This is a genomic window from Kitasatospora sp. NPDC032150, from assembly GCF_055579945.1.
On record NZ_JBVIMH010000003.1, the window covers coordinates 200,100 to 216,952 of the forward strand.

General features: G+C 72.0%; 14 protein-coding genes and 2 pseudogenes. 5 read left to right on the forward strand and 11 right to left on the reverse strand.

Annotation, left to right across the window (positions count from 1 at the left end; genetic code table 11):
* Positions 1–24: 24 nt before the first annotated feature.
* The 5 genes and pseudogenes from ACZ5ON_RS05165 to ACZ5ON_RS05185 form a co-directional block, all read right to left on the reverse strand.
* The gene (locus tag ACZ5ON_RS05165) at positions 25–582 is read right to left on the reverse strand and encodes a hypothetical protein (protein ID WP_465585723.1); all 558 of its coding nucleotides are present in this window, start codon (positions 580–582) and stop codon (positions 25–27) included.
* A gap of 84 nt (positions 583–666) precedes the next feature.
* Positions 667–2,559 carry a putative Ig domain-containing protein gene (locus ACZ5ON_RS05170; protein ID WP_465585725.1) on the reverse strand — a complete coding sequence of 631 codons (1,893 nt, stop codon included), beginning with the start codon at positions 2,557–2,559 and terminating at the stop codon, positions 667–669.
* Between the two features lie 596 nt (positions 2,560–3,155).
* The gene (locus ACZ5ON_RS05175) at positions 3,156–3,818 is read right to left on the reverse strand and encodes a methyltransferase domain-containing protein (RefSeq protein WP_465585727.1); all 663 of its coding nucleotides are present in this window, start codon (positions 3,816–3,818) and stop codon (positions 3,156–3,158) included.
* A complete protein-coding gene (locus ACZ5ON_RS05180) occupies positions 3,815–4,516 on the reverse strand; it encodes a TIGR04282 family arsenosugar biosynthesis glycosyltransferase (RefSeq protein ID WP_465586117.1) in 702 nt (233 codons plus the stop codon). Before ACZ5ON_RS05180 ends, ACZ5ON_RS05175 begins: the two co-directional genes overlap by 4 nt.
* A pseudogene (locus tag ACZ5ON_RS05185) lies at positions 4,490–5,164 on the reverse strand (glycosyltransferase family 2 protein); the annotation flags it as partial. The pseudogene ACZ5ON_RS05185 and the gene ACZ5ON_RS05180, both read right to left, overlap by 27 nt.
* Before the next feature lie 115 nt (positions 5,165–5,279).
* On the opposite strand from ACZ5ON_RS05185, the gene ACZ5ON_RS05190 reads away from it, so the two are divergent.
* The 3 genes from ACZ5ON_RS05190 (at position 5,280) to ACZ5ON_RS05200 (ending at position 8,446) form a co-directional block, all read left to right on the forward strand.
* Complete coding sequence (locus ACZ5ON_RS05190; protein WP_465585729.1) at positions 5,280–6,116, forward strand: response regulator transcription factor; 837 nt, start codon at positions 5,280–5,282, stop codon at positions 6,114–6,116.
* The gene (locus ACZ5ON_RS05195) at positions 6,113–7,264 is read left to right on the forward strand and encodes a sensor histidine kinase (protein WP_465585731.1); all 1,152 of its coding nucleotides are present in this window, start codon (positions 6,113–6,115) and stop codon (positions 7,262–7,264) included. The genes ACZ5ON_RS05190 and ACZ5ON_RS05195 overlap by 4 nt, the downstream gene beginning before the upstream one ends.
* Positions 7,265–7,687: 423 nt before the next feature.
* The gene (locus ACZ5ON_RS05200) at positions 7,688–8,446 is read left to right on the forward strand and encodes a TIGR00266 family protein (RefSeq protein ID WP_465585733.1); all 759 of its coding nucleotides are present in this window, start codon (positions 7,688–7,690) and stop codon (positions 8,444–8,446) included.
* A 71-nt stretch (positions 8,447–8,517) separates the two neighbouring features.
* Here ACZ5ON_RS05200 and ACZ5ON_RS05205 read toward each other — a convergent pair whose 3' ends face one another.
* A complete protein-coding gene (locus tag ACZ5ON_RS05205) occupies positions 8,518–11,319 on the reverse strand; it encodes a penicillin acylase family protein (RefSeq protein ID WP_465585735.1) in 2,802 nt (933 codons plus the stop codon).
* 59 nt (positions 11,320–11,378) lie between these two features.
* Entirely contained in the window at positions 11,379–11,810 is a 432-nt protein-coding gene (locus ACZ5ON_RS05210) for a ribosomal maturation YjgA family protein (protein ID WP_465585737.1), read from the reverse strand.
* Between the two features lie 144 nt (positions 11,811–11,954).
* Between ACZ5ON_RS05210 and ACZ5ON_RS05215 the strand changes: the two genes are divergently transcribed.
* Positions 11,955–12,578 carry a histidine phosphatase family protein gene (locus ACZ5ON_RS05215; protein WP_465585739.1) on the forward strand — a complete coding sequence of 208 codons (624 nt, stop codon included), beginning with the start codon at positions 11,955–11,957 and terminating at the stop codon, positions 12,576–12,578.
* 523 nt (positions 12,579–13,101) lie between these two features.
* On the opposite strand, the gene ACZ5ON_RS05220 is transcribed toward ACZ5ON_RS05215, so the two are convergent.
* The 3 genes from ACZ5ON_RS05220 to ACZ5ON_RS05230 are packed head-to-tail and all read right to left on the reverse strand — an operon-like array spanning position 13,102 to position 15,633.
* Positions 13,102–14,244, reverse strand: a complete 1,143-nt coding sequence (locus ACZ5ON_RS05220) for a hypothetical protein (protein ID WP_465585742.1) — start codon at positions 14,242–14,244, stop codon at positions 13,102–13,104.
* Positions 14,241–14,759, reverse strand: coding sequence for a SigE family RNA polymerase sigma factor (locus ACZ5ON_RS05225; protein ID WP_465585744.1), 519 nt, complete (start codon positions 14,757–14,759; stop codon positions 14,241–14,243). Before ACZ5ON_RS05225 ends, ACZ5ON_RS05220 begins: the two co-directional genes overlap by 4 nt.
* A 55-nt stretch (positions 14,760–14,814) precedes the next feature.
* Positions 14,815–15,633 (reverse strand): methyltransferase domain-containing protein, encoded by an 819-nt coding sequence (locus ACZ5ON_RS05230; protein ID WP_465585746.1) that lies wholly within the window; start codon positions 15,631–15,633, stop codon positions 14,815–14,817.
* 121 nt (positions 15,634–15,754) lie between these two features.
* On the opposite strand from ACZ5ON_RS05230, the pseudogene ACZ5ON_RS05235 reads away from it, so the two are divergent.
* Positions 15,755–16,033, forward strand: a pseudogene (locus ACZ5ON_RS05235) (undecaprenyl diphosphate synthase family protein); the annotation flags it as partial.
* A 73-nt stretch (positions 16,034–16,106) separates the two neighbouring features.
* Here the strand turns inward: ACZ5ON_RS05235 and ACZ5ON_RS05240 are convergent.
* Positions 16,107–16,844: an MBL fold metallo-hydrolase gene (locus tag ACZ5ON_RS05240; RefSeq protein ID WP_465585749.1), complete on the reverse strand. Its 738-nt coding sequence runs from the start codon at positions 16,842–16,844 to the stop codon at positions 16,107–16,109.
* Positions 16,845–16,853: the final 9 nt, after the last annotated feature.

Sequence of the window (16,853 nt, forward strand, 5' to 3'; positions counted from 1 at the left end):
GAGTTCGGGCCGGGTGTTCCGCCGTCAACCGGTGACCTCGACGGCGACGGTGTAACTGCCCTGTCCCGGTGGGCAGCGCATCGCCTCGCCGCAGCTGCGCCGCTGGGCGGTGACCTTCGCACTGCCCGGCCGCCGGGCGACGAAGTCGGCCGCGGCCACGCCGCAGCCGCCGCCGGGCTCGCAGGCCCCCGTGGGTGTGCTCCCGCCGGAGACGGCCGCGAGCACCTGGGAGTCGGAACTGGCCGGGATCGACCAGTAGGTGCTGTGCAGCCTGACCAGCACGGTCGTGCCGCTGCCCACCCGGACCGTGCTGCCCGCCGCGTGCTCGTCGAGGAGGACCGACCCGGGCGGGGTCGTGCCCGGGCCGGACGTTGCCGTGGACGCCGGGCCGGACGCCGTCGCGGACGCCCCGCCCGATGCGGTGGGCGGCGACGGGCTCGACGCCGTGGGCGGTGACGGCGACGACGGGCCGCCGGTGGCCGGGTGGCCGCCGGTCGGCGAGCAGCCGCCGACGGCCAGGGCAGTGGTGAGCAGTGCGCCGAGGACGTACGTGGTACGCCGGTGAACCGTTCGAGGATTCACGGTCCCTCCTGTCGTGGTCTCCCCTTGGACGGCCGCGGGGGCGAGCCGGTTCCGGCCCGCCCCCGCAGTGGGAGTGACGTTACGTCAGGAGACCGTCACGTCGTCGTAGTAGGTGTAGGTCGCGTCGCCCGGGTAGTTGTCGTCCTTGTTGGTGAGGGTGAGGGTGTAGCTGTGGCCCGCGGTGAGGGAGCCGGAGGCCTGCTTCCAGCCCGAGCCCAGGGTGCAGGTCTTGGCCAGGACGGTCTTGCTGGTACCGGTGGTGTTGTCCTTCAGGGTCGCCGTCGCCCAGTCGTAGGTCACCGTGTCGTCGCAGGTGACGTTGTACCAGAAAGAGACCTTGCTGCTGCCGGCCGGCGCGGTGAAGGTCTGGGCGATCGAGGAGGTGGTGGTCGGGTCGGCCGAGCCGAGCATCGCGCCGTAGCCGCCGCTGTGTGCGGCGGAGGTGGCGGCACTGGTGACGCCGCTCGCGCTCCAGCCGCTCAGGCTGCCGCTCTCGAACCCGCCGTTGGTGATGGTGCCGCCACCGCCGCCGGAGCCGGAGACGGTCCAGGAGAAGGTCGCGCTACCGGAGGCGCCGGTGCCGTCCTTGGCGGTGACCGTCACCGAGGAGGTGCCCGCGGTGGTCGGGGTGCCGGAGATCAGCCCCGAGGAGCTGATCGACAGGCCGGCAGGCAGGCCGGTGGCCGAGTAGGTCAGCGTCTGGCCGGAGGCCGAGTCACTCGCGCTGATCTGCAGGCTGGCCGCCGTGCCGACGGTGCCGCTCTGGCTGCCCGGGTTGGTCACCGTGACGGTGTTCTGGCCGGTGCCGCCGCCCACGATCGGGTGCGAGATGGCGCAGGAGTTGGTGTCGTTGGACCAGCTGGCCTGCTCGGCGAAGGTGCCGGTGCCCATGGTGACCATGGCCGCGCCGCCCGCCGTGCCGGGGCTGAGCCAGGCGCACTCGTCGGAGTTCTCCTGACCGTTGTAGGAGCTGCCGCTCTGCTGGTTGGTCCAGCCGCCCGCCGGGAACTGGTCGGACATGGTCTCGTGCCACTCGTGGCCGAGGGTCATCGTCCAGCCGTCCAGGGTGCCGGGCGAGGTGACGAAGCCGACGCCGCAGCCCGCACCGGAGTCCATGTTGTAGGGCTGGTTGGAGAACGCCAGGTCGCCGTAGGGCGAGCTGACCGCGCCGCCGGTGAGCGTGGTGTCACCGGTGTAGTCGTGCCAGGCGCAGTACTGGTTCTGGTAGTTGTCCGGGTTGGTGCCGTGCGGAGAGAGGATCACGTAGTAGGCGTCCCGGTTGGCCGCCGCCGTGGTGTTGCCGAAGTGGCCGGCCGCCTTGACGGCCTCCTGGCCCAGCTGGTTGCCGCTGGCCGCGCTCGGCGAGGCGCCGGAGTTGTCGTACCAGACGCCGGACAGCACGCCGCCGCTCTGGTAGGGGACGAAGCTGGCGTTCGAGGGGCAACTGGTCGCGCCCGCCGAGACGTTGGGGCCGTCACACCACTGGGTCAGGTCCGCGGACCACAGCTCGCCGCCGGTGCCGATGTCCTTGAACATCTCCTGGGCGACCGGCGCGGCGCCGTCCGGGTCGCCGGAGAAGGTCGCGTCACCGCTGCCGTTGGTGCTCTGCGAGCCCCACTGGTTTCCGTAGAACACCAGGTAGACCTTGGCGTGGCCGTCCAGGACGCCGACGCCGTTGGTGCCGCCGCCGTAGGACAGCGTCTCCGGGCCGGTCGCGGCCTGCGGCGACGGCTGGGCCGTGGCCCAGGCCTTCATCTTGCCGTTCTGCTGGATGGTCGGCACCACGCCGTGCCGGTAGTCGTGCCCGTACGCGGGGCTGTACGGGTTGGCGACGGAGTGGGTCCGGTTCTGCTGCGCGTCCGGCGCGGCCACCGCTTGGGATGCGGCGGCGGTGATCAGGGCGCCGGTGACGAGGGACAGTGCGGCGAGGCCGGTCAGGGCCGTTCTGGCCGCGCCGCGGCCGTGGGGGTTGCCCATGTGCGGGGGATCCTCTCTCCTGCAGGTCGCCCGGGCGCCGGTCGGCGGCGGGCGGTCGGGGCTGCGTGGGACAGGTGGCGGGACGCACCGATGGGACATCGGCCCGGTGACCGGGCCGGAAGCCGGAGATGGCGCACGTTCGCACGGCAGGGCGGGAGAGCGAAACGTCACGCAGTGTCTGCGCAGCGAAGGATCCTGGCAGCGGAGGTACTCAGGGCACGGCGTAGCGGTCCGCGCAGGGCTCTCGTCCTGCTCCGGCGGTGGGGGCGGTGGAACCAACCGTGCTGGATCGCACGGTGTCTGACGGACTGACAGATGGTGCGCCTCGTTGTCGTGAAGCAAAGCACCGCCGGGGAAGCCGGGTCAACGGAGTCGACGCGGAGCTGACGCGCTTTTTACCTCCCGACCGATCGATCGGGAGGTTGGGTGTCCGGGATCGTGTGCGATGCGTTCGCCTACGTCGGACCGCTGCGGCTCGCCCTCGGCCCACCGTGAGGGACCGCCCGGCAGGAAGCCAGGCATGCTCCCAGTGCCGCCACATCGACCGGAAGAACCGCGTCGACCAGGCAAACCGGCTGTCCATGGCGCGTACCATCTCATCGCCCGGATTCGCGGGCGAGCGCCAGGAAGCGCCGGCCGTGCGAAGTCCAGCGCTCCCGCTCGGCCAGGCCCGCGCGCGCCGCCCGGCGCACGGTCGCCTCGGCGCCGAGCCGCGCCCACCGGAAGGGCGGACCGCAGCGGCCGTCGGGGCCCTGCACCTGTACGGTCAGCCGCTCGTCCACCGCCACCGGCTCCACCTCGACCAGCAACCGGCCGCCAGGAGAGAGGAGTTGAGAGACCCGGTGGAGCAGCGCGTCCGGGTCCCCGCCGATCCCGAGGTTGCCGTCGGCGAGCAGGACCGCACCCCAGCGCCCCTCGGCGGGCAGCCGGTCGAACAGCGAACGGCAGAGCGCCGGACCACCCAGGTGCTGGGTCCGGGCCACCGCCGCCGGCGTCACGTCCACCCCCATCGCCGGCACACCCAGCTCCAGCAGCCCCGCGACCAGGCGGCCGGGGCCACAGCCGAGATCGAGCACCGGAGTGCCGAGCCGGACGCAGCGCCGCAGCAGCCCGTGGTCGGCCCCGGCGGCGGGCGCGCACCAGCGTTCGACGTCCAGCCGCAGCCGCCCGCCGTCCGAGCGGCGCAGCCAGAGCGGGCCCCGCCCGGACGCGATCGCCGCGGCGAACGGGTCGTCGACCCACGGCCGGGTGGCGGTCACCGGTCCGCTCCGCCGTGCCCCGGCACCGAGCGCTCGCCGAGCGCGCCCGCGACCGACCGCCAGCAGCGGGCGAACCGCCCGTCCGGCCGGAGCGCGGCGACCTCGGCGGCGTCCCCGACACCGTCCACGTCGGTCAGCGGCGGCAGCTGGCGGACGGTCAGACCACCCAGCCGCTCCAGCAGGACCGCCCCGGTCCGACCGCAGGACATCGGCACCCCCGCCAGCAGCCGGTGCGCCAGGTCGGCCGTCGGCCGGGCCAGGCCGAGCGCCCAGAAGCCGCCGTCGGTCGCGGGGCCGTACCAGGCGTCCACCCCGTTCCGCCGCGCGGCGGACAGCGGGTCGGCCAGCATCCGCGCGGTGAGCTGCGGGGTGTCCATGCCCACCAGCAGCGCGGGCGCACCGGGCGCGGCGTGCGCGAAGGCGGCCGCCAGCCGTACGTCCAGGCCGCCCGCCGACTGCGGGACCACCTCCCAGCCGGGCGGCAGCCAGCGGCCCGGGGCGCCGTCCAGGACCAGCACCCGCCGTCCGGCCGGGACGGTCGACAGCGTGCACAGGGTGTCCGAGAGCGCGGCCTCGGCCAGTGCGGCGGCCTGCTCGGGGGTACAGGGCGGGGTCAGCCGGGTCTTCACCCGGCCGGGCAGCGGCTCCTTGGCGATCACCAAGAGGGTCGGCGGCGGCGCGGCGAGCACGGCCCGCATGTCCCGGACCGCCTGACGGGTGCCGCGCAGGGTGCCGGTCACCTTGGAACGGCCAGCGCGCGGGCGGTACTCCACCGGGCGTTCGGCGATCCGCATCCCCGCCGCCGCCGCCGCGAGCACCATCTCCAGCGGATAGCCGGAGCGCCGGTCACCGAGTCCCAGGGCCAGCAGGCGTTCGCGCCGGGCCGCGCGCATCGGGCCGAGATCGTGCAGCGGGGCCCCGGTGCGGGCCCGCAGCCGCCGGGCCAGCTCGGCGTTGGCCAGCCGGGCGTGCAGCGGCCAGGCCCGGGCGGAGGTCGGACGGCGCCGTCCGAGCACCAGGTCCGCCGAACCGGCCAGCACCGGCCCGGTCAGCCGTGGGAGCTGGGCCGGGTCCAGCGAGCCGTCGCAGTCGAGAAAGCAGACGAGTTCGGCGCCGGCCGCCAGCAGACCGGCGTGGCAGGCCGCGCCGAAGCCCCGGCGCGGCTCGTGGACGACCGTCGCGCCCAGGGAGCGCGCCAGCTCGGCGGAGCCGTCCGTGGAACCGTTGTCCACGACGATCGCGCGCCAGCCGGACGGGATCCGGCCGAGCACCCAGGGCAGCGCCGCCGCCTCGTCCAGGCAGGGCAGCACGACGTCGACGGAGGCCGGTGGGGGAGGAGTGGTCACCCGGCTGACGCTACCCGGAGCGGGCCGGGTGGCAGCGGCTCCGCGACCTTACGGAAGTCGTACGGAGCAGTGCGCGGTGGCGGGTCCGGGCGGCGGGCTTCCTATCCTCGAAGGTGTGACAGACAACCCCGCCACCCCGGCGGCACCCGTACCTCCGCCTCCGCCCGCGACCGCGCCGAACGGCCGGGAAGCCGGCACGGGCACACCCGCGAGCGGAGCGGCCGCCCGGCCCGCGCGGATCCTGGTGGTCGACGACGACCCCACCGTGGCCGAGGTGGTCGCCGGCTACCTGACCAGGGCCGGCCACCGGGTGGAGCGAGCCGCCGACGGCCACGCGGCACTGGCCGCGGTGGCGGCGGCCCCGCCGGACCTGATCGTGCTTGACCTGATGCTCCCCGGCATCGACGGCCTGGAGGTCTGCCGTCGGTTGCGCGCGAGCGGTCACGGCGGCGAACTGCCGGTGGTGATGCTCACCGCCAAGGGCGACGAGGCCGACCGCATCCTCGGCCTGGAACTCGGCGCGGACGACTACGTCACCAAGCCGTTCAGCCCGCGTGAACTCACCCTGCGGGTGCAGTCGGTACTGCGCCGCTCCCGGGCCGCCGCCGCGCCCGCGAACACCTCGGGACTGCTGACGGCGGGGGATCTGTCGCTCGACCCGCAGGCCCGCAGGGCGCACCGGGCCGGACGTGAACTCTCCCTCACCCTGCGCGAGTTCGACCTGCTCGCGTTCCTGATCCGGCACCCGGCGACCGCGTTCGGCCGGGAGGAGCTGATGCAGCGGGTCTGGGGCTGGGACTTCGGCGACCTGTCCACCGTCACCGTCCACGTCCGCCGGCTGCGGGAGAAGATCGAGGACGACCCGGCGGCACCCCGCCTGATCAACACCGTCTGGGGCGTCGGCTACCGCTTCGACCCGGCCGAGGCGACCGGGGGAGTGGAGAAGTCGTGAAGGACTTGCTGCTGATCGCCGCCTACGCCGCTCTCGGCGCGGGCGCCGCCGGACTGCTCGGCTGGCCGGCGGTCCGCCTGCTGCGCCGCCGCTCGCTGGCGCTCTCGCTGTTCTGCGTGGCCGTGGTGACGGTGCTCGCGATGACCGCGGGGACGCTGGCGGTGGCGCAGGCGATGTTCCTCTCCGAGCACGACCTCGGTGTGGTGATCACGGTGCTGTGCATGGCGGCCGCGGTCTCACTGGGCACCGCCGCGCTGCTCGGCCGCCAGGTGGTCGCGGGCAGCCGGGCGCTGGCCCGTGCGGCGCGCACCGTCGGCAGCGACGACGGCTTCGCCGCACCCGCGCAGCCGCTCGGCTCCGAACTCGCCGAGCTGAGTGCGGAACTGGCCGCCACCAGTGCGAGGCTCGCCGAATCCCGCCGGCGGGAGCAGGCGTTGGAGCACTCTCGGCGGGAGCTGATCGCGTGGATCTCGCACGACCTGCGGACGCCGCTCGCCGGACTGCGGGCGATGGCCGAGGCGTTGGAGGACGGCGTGGCCGAGGACCCGCGCCGCTACCTCACCGGGATCCGCACCGAGGTGGACCGGCTCACCGGCATGGTGGACGACCTGTTCGAACTCTCCCGGATCCAGGCCGGCGCGCTGACCCTCTCGCTCGCCCGGGTCTCGGTCTACGACCTGGTCGGAGACGCGATCGCGGGCGTCCACCCGCTGGCGCGGCAGCGCGGGGTGCGGCTGGAGGGCGGCCGGGTGGCGGCCGAGCCGGTGGAGGTGGACGGCCGGGAGATCACCCGTGTGCTGGGCAACCTGCTGGTGAACGCCATTCGTGCCACTCCGGCGGACGGGGTGGTCGCGGTGGCGGCCCGCCGTGAGGCCGACGAGGTGGTGCTCTCGGTCACCGACGGCTGCGGCGGCATCCCCGAACAGGACCTGCCGAGGGTCTTCGACACCGGTTGGCGCGGCGTCAGCGCCCGTACGCCGCGCGCGGCCGACGGCTCCCGTCCAGAGCACGGCGACAGCGGCGCGGGCCTGGGGCTGGCGATCGTGCGCGGCATCGTCGAGGCCCATGCGGGCCGGGCGAGCGTGCACAACGTCAGCGGCGGCTGCTGCTTCGAGATCACGCTCCCGAGCGCCGCCGCGGGACGCTGAGCCGGGGCACTGCTACTCGCCTGCTCGCCTCCGGGCCCTCTGAGCCGGCGCCGACGCTCTTCGCTCGCCCTCCTCGCCCGCCACCGGGCGGGGCCCCCGGCCGGAGGCTGGGGGCGAGGGGCCCGCACTCCGTCGTTCCTCGGTCGCTTGTCACTCGTCGCCCGCGGCGGAGCCGCTGATCGGCGCTGCGGCACCGGCGGGCCGCCCCCAGCCTCCGGCCTGGGGGCACCTCCCGGCCGAAGGCTGGGGGATGGGTACCCCCTCGGCTCGGGATCACCAGCCCGGACCGTTGCCGTCGCCGGGCGCCGCCCCTCTTGGGGTCTTTACCAGTCTTTTCAACTGTTTTAACGACCCTTGAAGGCGGTGGCGCTACCGTTCCCGTGGGCGGTACGGCACCGCCCCGAGAACGGGGGAGAAACCGTCATGCAGGCCGTGGTCAAGGGCAGCACGATGCCGGTACTGGAGATCCACTTGGAGGCCGGGGAGAAGGTGATCTCCCACCACGGCGAGCTGTCCTGGATGTCTGCGAACATGCACATGTCGCAGACCACCAACACCGGCGGTCCCGGCGGCGGCGGTCTGCTGAACACGCTCAAGCGTGCGGTCAGCGGCGGCGGCATCTTCCTGACCCAGTACGAGGCGCAGAACGGCCCCGCAATGGTGGCCTTCGCCGCCAAGGTCCCGGGCCACATCCTGCCGGTGGACATCGCCCCGGACCGGAGCGTCATGGTGCACCGGCACGGCTGGATCTGCGGCACCCCCGGGATCACTCCGACGGTCGCGCTGCAGCAGTCCTTCCGGGGCGGCCTGTGGGGCGGCGAGGGCTTCGTGCTGCAGAAGCTGCAGGGACAGGGCCGCGCCTGGATCGAGCTCTCCGGCGAGCTCACCGAGTACACCCTCGCGCCGGGGCAGACCATGCTGGTCCACCCCGGGCACGTCGGGATGTTCGACGAGTCCGTGCAGTTCAGCATCACCAGGGTGCCGGGCATCGCGAACAAGATCTTCGGTGGTGACGGCCTCTTCCTGGTCGCACTGACCGGCCCGGGCCGGATCTGGCTGCAGAGCATGCCGCTGTCCGGTCTCGCGCACGCCCTTGAGCCGTACCTGGCCCGGGACGGCGCCGTCGCCAGCGCCGAGGGCGCCGGTATCGGCAGCATCGTCGGCGGCATGCTGCGCGGCTGACGTGGCGTCTCGGGGGCGCCCCGCTGTGGCGAGCGCCCCCGAGAACCGCCGGTCAGTGTGGTCCGCCGGCGTCAGCGGTGGCTCTGGAACTGCACCACCTGCTGGTAGGTCGGCCGGTTCTGCCAGGTGGTCTTGCCGTCGGTCACCCCGCCGAGCGGGCGCTGGATGATGGAGTCGGCACACCACTGGTCGCCCGCCGAGCAGTCTCCGTCACCGGGGTAGACCTGGGCCGGGGTCTGGGCCAGCGCGCTCCGCAGGGTGCTGAGCAGCACCGTCCGGCAGGCCGCCAGGTCCCCTCCGCCGCAGTACGGCTGGGCCAGTGGGCCCGCCACCTGGTCGCCGAGGACGTGCCGCAGGTCCTTGTCGAGGTAGCTCCACCACCCGTACTGGAAGGAGGAACCCTTGTGCGGGATGGACTCGTTGGCGCTGACCCCGCCGCTGGTGGTGCCGGTCTGCCCGCCCGAGGGGGACTCGTTGATCTGCACCGCCCCGGTCAGCGCGGTGAACAGCCCGTCCCCGAGCCCCGGCCGGAACACCCCGTCGGCCAGCAGTGGCCACCAGGCGTCCATGGTGCGGATGGCGTCCGCGTCGGCGTAGCTGTGGCTGCCCGCCGAAGTCTCCTTCCGCTGCCCGCCGTTGGATCGCCAGTTGGCCAGCTTCTGTACGGCGTCCGCCAGCGCGGGGTCGGTCACCGGTGCGCTTCCGATCACCCGCAGCAGGTCCGGCAGGACGTCCTCCGCCCGCAGGTCGGCCAGCGCCGCGCTCTCCATCGCCTGGGTCAGCGCCACCCTGGAGACCTTGTTACCGCTGCTGATCAGGGACTTCACCCGGGCGTCCAGCAGGTTGGCCCGGTGCACCGAGCCGTTTCCGAACCCGGCGCTCGCGTAGTCGGTGGCCTGCTTGTTGTTCCAGGAGACGTAGTAGTCCTGGTCGACGGACTGCGGGTGCTCGGCGGGCGGCGTGTACCGGGCGGTGTTGGTGGCCGGGTCGAAGTCGGCCCAGTCGTAGGCGGGTCGGGCCATGAGCGGCAGCCCGGGGTCGACCCCCGGAGCACGGACCGGGTTGCTGCCCGAGTTGTAGTACGCCGTGTGCTGGGAGTCGGCGTAGAACCAGTTGAAGGTGTACCCGATGTGCTGCGCGGCCTGCTGGAAGCTCGCCGGATCGTGCACCGCGCCCGGGTCGTTGAACATCTGGAAGCCGATGATGGAGTCCACCTCGTGCCGGTAGGTGGAACGCAGGGAGGTGAAGGCCACGGGAGTACCGCCGACCGTGCCGCGGGCGGTCACCAGGCCGTAGTTCGAGCGGTACATCACCAGCGTGTACGAGCCCGCCGGGGTGGAGTCGGCCGTGGTCGGGCTCCACGCGTCCTTCCGCTCCAGCTGGTCGAAGGGCAGGCACTGGCCGTGCCAGAGGTAGGAGTTGCTGGCCAGCGTGACGGGGGAGCCGTCGGTGGTGCAGAGCGGTACGGCGTAGGTGTCGGTGATGTCCTGTCCGGCCGAGGTGGCGCTCCACGCGTAGTCCTGGCCGCGGCCCAGCTCCACGTAGAAGCTCAGCCCGGCGAAGGCCGCGCCGCGCGCGCTGATTCCCGGGCCCTGCAGCTCCTCCAGCATCAGCAGCTGCGGGGCGAAGTAGCCGGTCTGCGGGCCGAAGACTGCGACCGGGTGCCCGTCGTCGGTGTAACGGCCGGACGCCACCAGGGCGTTGGACATCCCGTGCTTGGCGGTGAGCAGGTTGCCCGGCAGCACACCGGCCGCCTTGGTGGTGCTCTGGTTCGCCGAACCGGTGGCGTCGTAGATCAGCCGCTCCGGCACCACGGACCCGGGATCGGGCATCGCCACGCCCTGCGGATCGGCCGGCGGCTGCGCGTACGGGAAGCTCTGCCCGTCGTGCAGGGTCTGCACCGCCTCCGGGTCGTTCGCCTCGCGCAGCGAGCTCCACACCGCGTCCCCGGTGGCCTTGCCGTAGCGGGCCTCGGCGGCCAGTTTCACCTGGGCGGAGGCCAGTTCACCGCCGCCGCCGGAGCCGAACAGCGCGCCGATCACCGAGGCCAGCGCCACCAGGTCGGTCAGCTTGAACGGCTCGATCCCGCCCGCGTTGGTGATCGCGTCCACATGGCCGGTCAGGTCGTACTCGCCGGGGAAGTAGCGCCCCTGGTACGACTCGTTGATGTACTGGTTGATCCCGTCGAGGTAGGCGCGGGCGTCGGTGAGCGCCTGCTGGGCACGCGGGCCCTGGGCGGCGACCGCGTCGATCTGCGCCTGGAGTTCCTGCTCGGTGTAGGGGGCGGCCTGCCAGAAGCTCTGCTCCAGCTGGCGGTTGGCCGCCGCTCCGCCCGCGAAGCCGGAGAGCTCCCCTCGCCCGACGTGCCGGAACAGGTCCATGACCCAGAGCCGGTCCTGCGCGGCGGCGTAGCCCGCGCCGAACTCGGTGCCGTAGCGGGTGGTGCCGGTGACGTGCGGAACGCCGGTCGCCTTGTCGCGCACGATGGTGACGTCCGAGCGGGGCGAACTGGTGGACGCCACCTGGTCGGCGGGGACGCCGAACGAGGAGTCGTCGAAGAAGTTGCGCAGGGTGCTGTCGGTCAGCCCCGGATAGGCGGACGCCAGGTTCGCGTACGGCCCCAGCTGGTCGTCGGTGTGCGCGGGACGGGTGCCGAAGACCCGGTTGACGAGGATGTCGGCCAGTGTCGCGTTGCCGTTCTCGCCCGGCGGGAGAACGTCCAGACAGCGGCCGCCGCAGAGATCGCCCGCGACGGCGGGAGCAGCCTTGGCAGCTGCTGGTGCGGCTGGTGCGGCGGCCAGGGTGAACGCCGCGAGGAGAGCAGCCGTGAGTGAGGCGGCCTGGAGTCTGAGCGTGCGGATGCGTCGTTGCATACCAGCTCCTCCGTTGATACTACGGGGAGTTGACGTTAGGTCTAATACTGGCCGGTTGCCTAGACTCCGGACGCGCCGTTGTGCGTCCGGGGTCGCCGCCAGGTGCCCACCGCACGGTGCACCAGCCAGCCGAACGCGGCACCCGCGACGTACCAGAACAGGTCGGGGACGTTGAAGGTGGTACCGAGGACGAGCCGGGCGAGAACGCTCCGCCGGGACAGCTCGGCGGGGATCCCGGTGGCCTGGAAGAACTCCACCGCCCAGCTGACCCCCAGGGCGACCAGTGCGGCCTTCGCAGGCTTGATCCGCGGCGCGGCCAGGACGACCAGGGCGTACACCAGTACGGTGTAGAGCACGTCCCCGGCCACCTTGGCGGCGTCTCCCGGCAGCACGCTCCTGCTGCCCAGGCCCGCCGCGACGGTCAGCGCGGCCGCAGTGAGCGCGAACAGACGGGACATCAGGAGCGGGTGGCCCTTGGGAAGATCATTCATATTGGACACCGTAGTGCGTCCGAGGTGGCCGGGACGGTGTCCCCTTCGACCGTTGACCGGACCCGCTGGAACCGTAGCGGGAGGGAACGGCGTCGATCCCGGTGCAACGTGCGAGATCATGATGGATCGCGAAGGAGCTTGGGCATGACGGGAACGGCCACGCGATACCTGTATCTGGTCCGCCACGGCGAGGCGTTGCCGGACGAGAGCGGACTGTCGGACAACGGGCGCCGGCAGGCGGCCCTGCTCGGCCGTCGGCTGGCGAACCGTCCGATCTCGGTGGTCCACCACGGCCCGCTGCCCCGGGCCGCGCAGACCGCGCGCCTGATCGGCGAACACCTGGACGGCGCCGCTCTCGAGGTCTCGGAGACTGCCGGCGACTACGTCCCGTACGTCCCGCGGCGGGATGAACTGCCCTCGGACTGCGCCGACTTCCTCCTGCGTCTCCTCGACCAGGCGACGGTCGAGGACCGTGAGCGCAGTCCGGTACTGGCAGGCCAGGCCCTGGAACAGTTCACCGGCCCGGTGGCGGGCGACGAGGACCGTCACGAACTGGTCGTCACCCACAACTTCCTGATCGGCTGGCTGGTGCGGCACGCCACGGACGCCCCGAAGTGGCGCTGGCTCGGCCTCAACCACGGCAACGCCGCCCTGACCGTCATCCGCTACCCACCGGGTCGGCCCTCCTCCGTCCTGGTCTACAACGACATGCAGCACCTGCCCGCTGAGCTGCGCTGGACCGGATTTCCTCCCGAGCTTCGGCTCTGAGTCGAGCGTCCGGTCGGAGGCCGGCGCCAAGCGCCTGAACGTCACCGCCACCGCGAAGGCGCTGGTCGATGTCCCGGTCCCCGAGCTGATCAAGGCCCAGCTGCCCGCGCAAGGCCGCCCCCGCAGTCGGCCCCGCCCTTCGCCGGACCGGCTCTACCACCCTTCCCGCCAGAGCGCCCCGACTCGGCCCGGCGGTCTTCCCGGGGAGAGCGGCGACCAGGATCCCCGCCGCTTCAGGTGTTCAGTGGATCTCCCAGACTTCCTTGGGCAGGAAGTAGTACAGGCCGGCGTCCTCCCCTCGGGAGGGAAGAACACCGGTCGGGTGAGCAGACGATCGCCGGCCCGCTGCACGTTGATCACCACGCCCAGGGACTCCGACCAGGGCACGCCCATGGTCAGGTAGGCGAGCTCGTAGGGTTCGCGGTTGGGCGTCCTTTGCGTGATCGTGTCTTCTCGCTGAAGGAGTGCAGACGTACGCCCGTTGTCCCCGTGTGCACCGGGCGTACGCGTCCGCGACTGACCGTCAGCCGAGCACGGCAGTGCTCCACTTGGTCTGGTCCGTGCCGAAGGGGGTGATCCTGTCCAGCAGGCCCTGTGTGCCGCCGGCCGGGTCGAAGACGAGCTCCGGGTTCTCCAGAGCTTTGATGCACACCTTCACGCCGTGCTCGGACTTGCACGTCATCGGCTGCTGCTTGATCGGCATTTCGTTCGGCCCGGTCTGCTCCGGTTCCGGGACGTCCGGCTTGACCGTGACACTGATGAACTCGTTGGCCGCTGCCCCGACGCTCATGTCCAGCTTGAAGTCGTTGCCGTCGCGCGACTGCTCGAGCGTCACCGAGTTCACCGTGTAGCGCTTCGGCATGTCGCTGATCCGCAGCGGCAGCGGCACCTGCCAGTGGCCCGTGGTCACGCCGGCCGCCACCTGCAGCGGTAGCCGCTGCCTGTCCTCATCGGAGAGATAGCCGGAGTCGAGCTCCGCCCACCGGCCCTCCGCGGTCTTCCAGCGCAGAAGGTTCAGATCCTTCGCGTAATTGGGGTCGCTCGCGGTGATCCAGTACGCCTCCCGCCCGTTGACCGGTTGGGCATCGACGCGGATCGCATGATTTCCCGGCGTGAAGCCCGGCAGGTTGGGCTTTCCGTCCGGAAGGTTCGGCAGCTCGGGCGTCACCCCCACCGGGTAGACCTTGAGATGGAAGGAGGGACTTTCGAACTTCCCCGGATCGCCCTGCGCGTTCGCCCACCCACCGTTGGACTCGAGCGAGTAGCTGATCGCCTTGATCGAGTCCGGCAGCCAGCCGAACCGGCCGTCGGAGATCAGCGGATCGATGCCGGTCAACGGGGCGGCCGTCCTGCTCTCGGACGGCGTGGCGGCGGGCCCGCTCGGAGGCGGGACCGGGTTCCACGTACTCACCCCGCTCGGCGACGGGGACACCGTCACGGTCGGCTGCGCGGCAGGTCCCGCTGCCTTGCCGCTGCCGGGCAGCACCGCGGCCAGCGCGACCGAGGACGCCACCACCGCCGTCGCCGCGGTCAGCAGCGCCACCCGACGCCGCAGCAGCCGGCCCCGGCCGCGCCGCAGCGCCTCATGGACGTCCACACCGCTCGGCGGGGCGGACTCCTCGGCCAACGCCGAGAGCTCCGCGGCCAGTTTCGTCTCCTCGCTCATGCCCTGCTCCCCTCAACCGGTCGCTGAACGAACGAACGCCGGAGTGTGTCCAGCCCGCGTGAGCTCTGACTCTTCACATTTCCGGCAGAGCACCCCAGGAGGTCGGCGGTCTGCTCGACCGAGAGGTCGCAGTAGTAGCGCAGCACCACCGCCGCCCGTTGCCTTGGAGGCAACGCGGCCAGGGCCTGCCGTAGGTCGAGCGAGACGTCCACGTCCGTCCCCGCCGACGCCTGGTCCGGCGCCGTTCCCCCCGTACGCGTCCGCCGCCACCAGGAGGTCCGCTGCTCCGCCAGGAAGGTGTTGACCAGCACCGTCCGGGCATAGCCGTCCCGGTTCTCCACCCGCCCCGCTCGGGACCAGTTCACGTAGAGCTTGGTGATGCTCTCCTGCACCAGGTCGTCCGCCCGATGCCAGTCGCCGCAGAGTAGATACGCGACCTTGCGCAGCCACTCGGCCCGGGACGCCGCATACTCGGTGAACTCGGCGTCGCGTGAACTCGCCGCAATCCTGACCATCAGGGCCCCCCTCCCTCCCTGTCACGGGCACCGCCGGATTGCGCTGCCCGGATCCCTAATGCCGGGTGCCGCGCGAAAGGTTGCACAGGCCTCCGGGCATGCCCGACGGTCGGTACTCCGCGGGGGACTCCGCCGCAACGACGTAGAGCTTCACAGCGGCGAAGAACGGCTGCTTCGCGAGATGGTCGAGCCAACCGTCGGCCTGTCGGCGAGTGAGATAGCCGGCGGCCACGGCACGCTCGGTATTGCGCTGAAGGCCGAGGACCTGGTCGGCAGCATGAACGTCCCTAAAGACCGACGTGACCGGAACAACTGACGTGACGGCGAATCCTGCTCGCTCGGCCAGTCGAGCCAGTTGCCGCCCGACGAGAGCATTGCGCACGATCCGGTCGGCAACGTGGCGGGTGTACGCGCGGGCGACGTCGGGATCCGGGTAGTCGATGGCGAGTGAGTCCCAGTCCGGCTCGGCCATGACGAGGCGGCCGCCAGGACGCAGGACCCGCCGGGCCTCCGCCAGGACCCGGGGAACGTCGGCAACGTGCTGGAGCAAGCGGTCGGTGCGGACCCGGTCCGCAGAGCATCCGGGAAGCGGCAACGCGTGGACGTCCGCCATCAGCACGCCCGCCTGTGGAAGGCCCGCGATTCGGGCACGCGCCCGACCGGTCATCTGGGGATCGGAGTCGATACCGAGTACCGTTCCCGAAGGCGCTGCCGCGCGCGCCAGCATGCCCAGGTCGGTACCCGGACCGCAGCCCAGGTCCAGGACGAGCTGCCCTGGCTGGATGGCCAGAGCATCGAGTACGGCCTGTTTGTACACGTGCGCGATATCGGTGACGGCGGGCCGATCCTGGTAGGCGATTCTGTCGGGGACCACTGTCTCGAAGATGCGCCCCGCGACATGCGCTAGGGAATCGATTTCGCCCTTGAGAGCCTCGCGGCCGGCCGAAGTCAGGCGCAGGGGGCGTCGCCTGCCCTCTCCGTCCAGGATGTGCGATCTGCTGTACGAGCAGGCGGAGACAGGAAGGTCGATGCGGGACCTCGCCGACGACCTGACCGCGAACGACATCGCCCGCCACCTGTACACCGCCGGCCAGCCGGACCCCGACCTGGTCATCCGCACCAGCGGAGAGCAGCGCATGTCCAACTTCCTGCTGTGGCAGAGCGCTTACTCGGAGCTGTACTTCTGCGAGGCGTATTGGCCGGCATTCCGCGAACTCGACTTCCTGCGTGCCGTACGTGCATACGCCGCCCGACAGCGCCGCTATGGCGCCTGACCGGAAACCCGTAGCCCGCCATCGTTTGTCGACAGAGGGTTACTTGTCGCTCCACGGCTCACAAGGCCGAGCATCAGAAGGTGAGCACCATGCTCTCCTCGGCCGCGATCACCTCGCCGGAGAAGCCGTTGCGCGCGTCGGCGGTCGAACGCGTGCGGTCGCTGCCGGGCCAGAAGTGGGTGAGCATCAGGCGCTCGGCCCCGGCGCGGGTGGCCCAGGTTCCGGCATCGACGGCGCTCATCAGATTGGGGTCGCCGCTCTCCGTTGAGGTGCTCTGGAGCGTGGCTCCGGCGATGAACAGATCGGCCTCTGCGGCCAGTTGGGCCAGCGTCGGATCCGGTCCGGCGTCGCCGCTGTAGGCGAGGGTCAGGCCGGGGGCGGTCAACCGTACGCCCGCGTGCGGAACGTGGTGTGGCAGCAGTGCGGAGTCGAGCCGGAACGGTCCCACCCGGTGGTTCGACGGGAGCGGGTGCACCTCGAAGACGTCGAGCAGATCCTCGCTCGGTTCCATCGCCTGGACTCGTCCGATCACCCCGGGAGGGCAGTACAGCGGCAGGCGGGCGCCTCGCTCCATTGCGAAGTAGCGCGCGCGGCACAGGGCGCTGAGGTCGGCGCAGTGGTCGGGGTGCTCATGGGTGATCACCACGGCGTCCAACTGTCCGTCACCGCAGTGTTCCAGCAAGCGCGGGAAGGTCGCGTAGCCCAGGTCCAGCACGAGCCGGAACCCGTCGTACTCCAGCAGGAAGCCACTGGCGCCCCGGCCGGCCTCAGGCCAGGCCCCGCATGTCCCCAGTACCGTCAGTTCGCGCACCGGCCGATG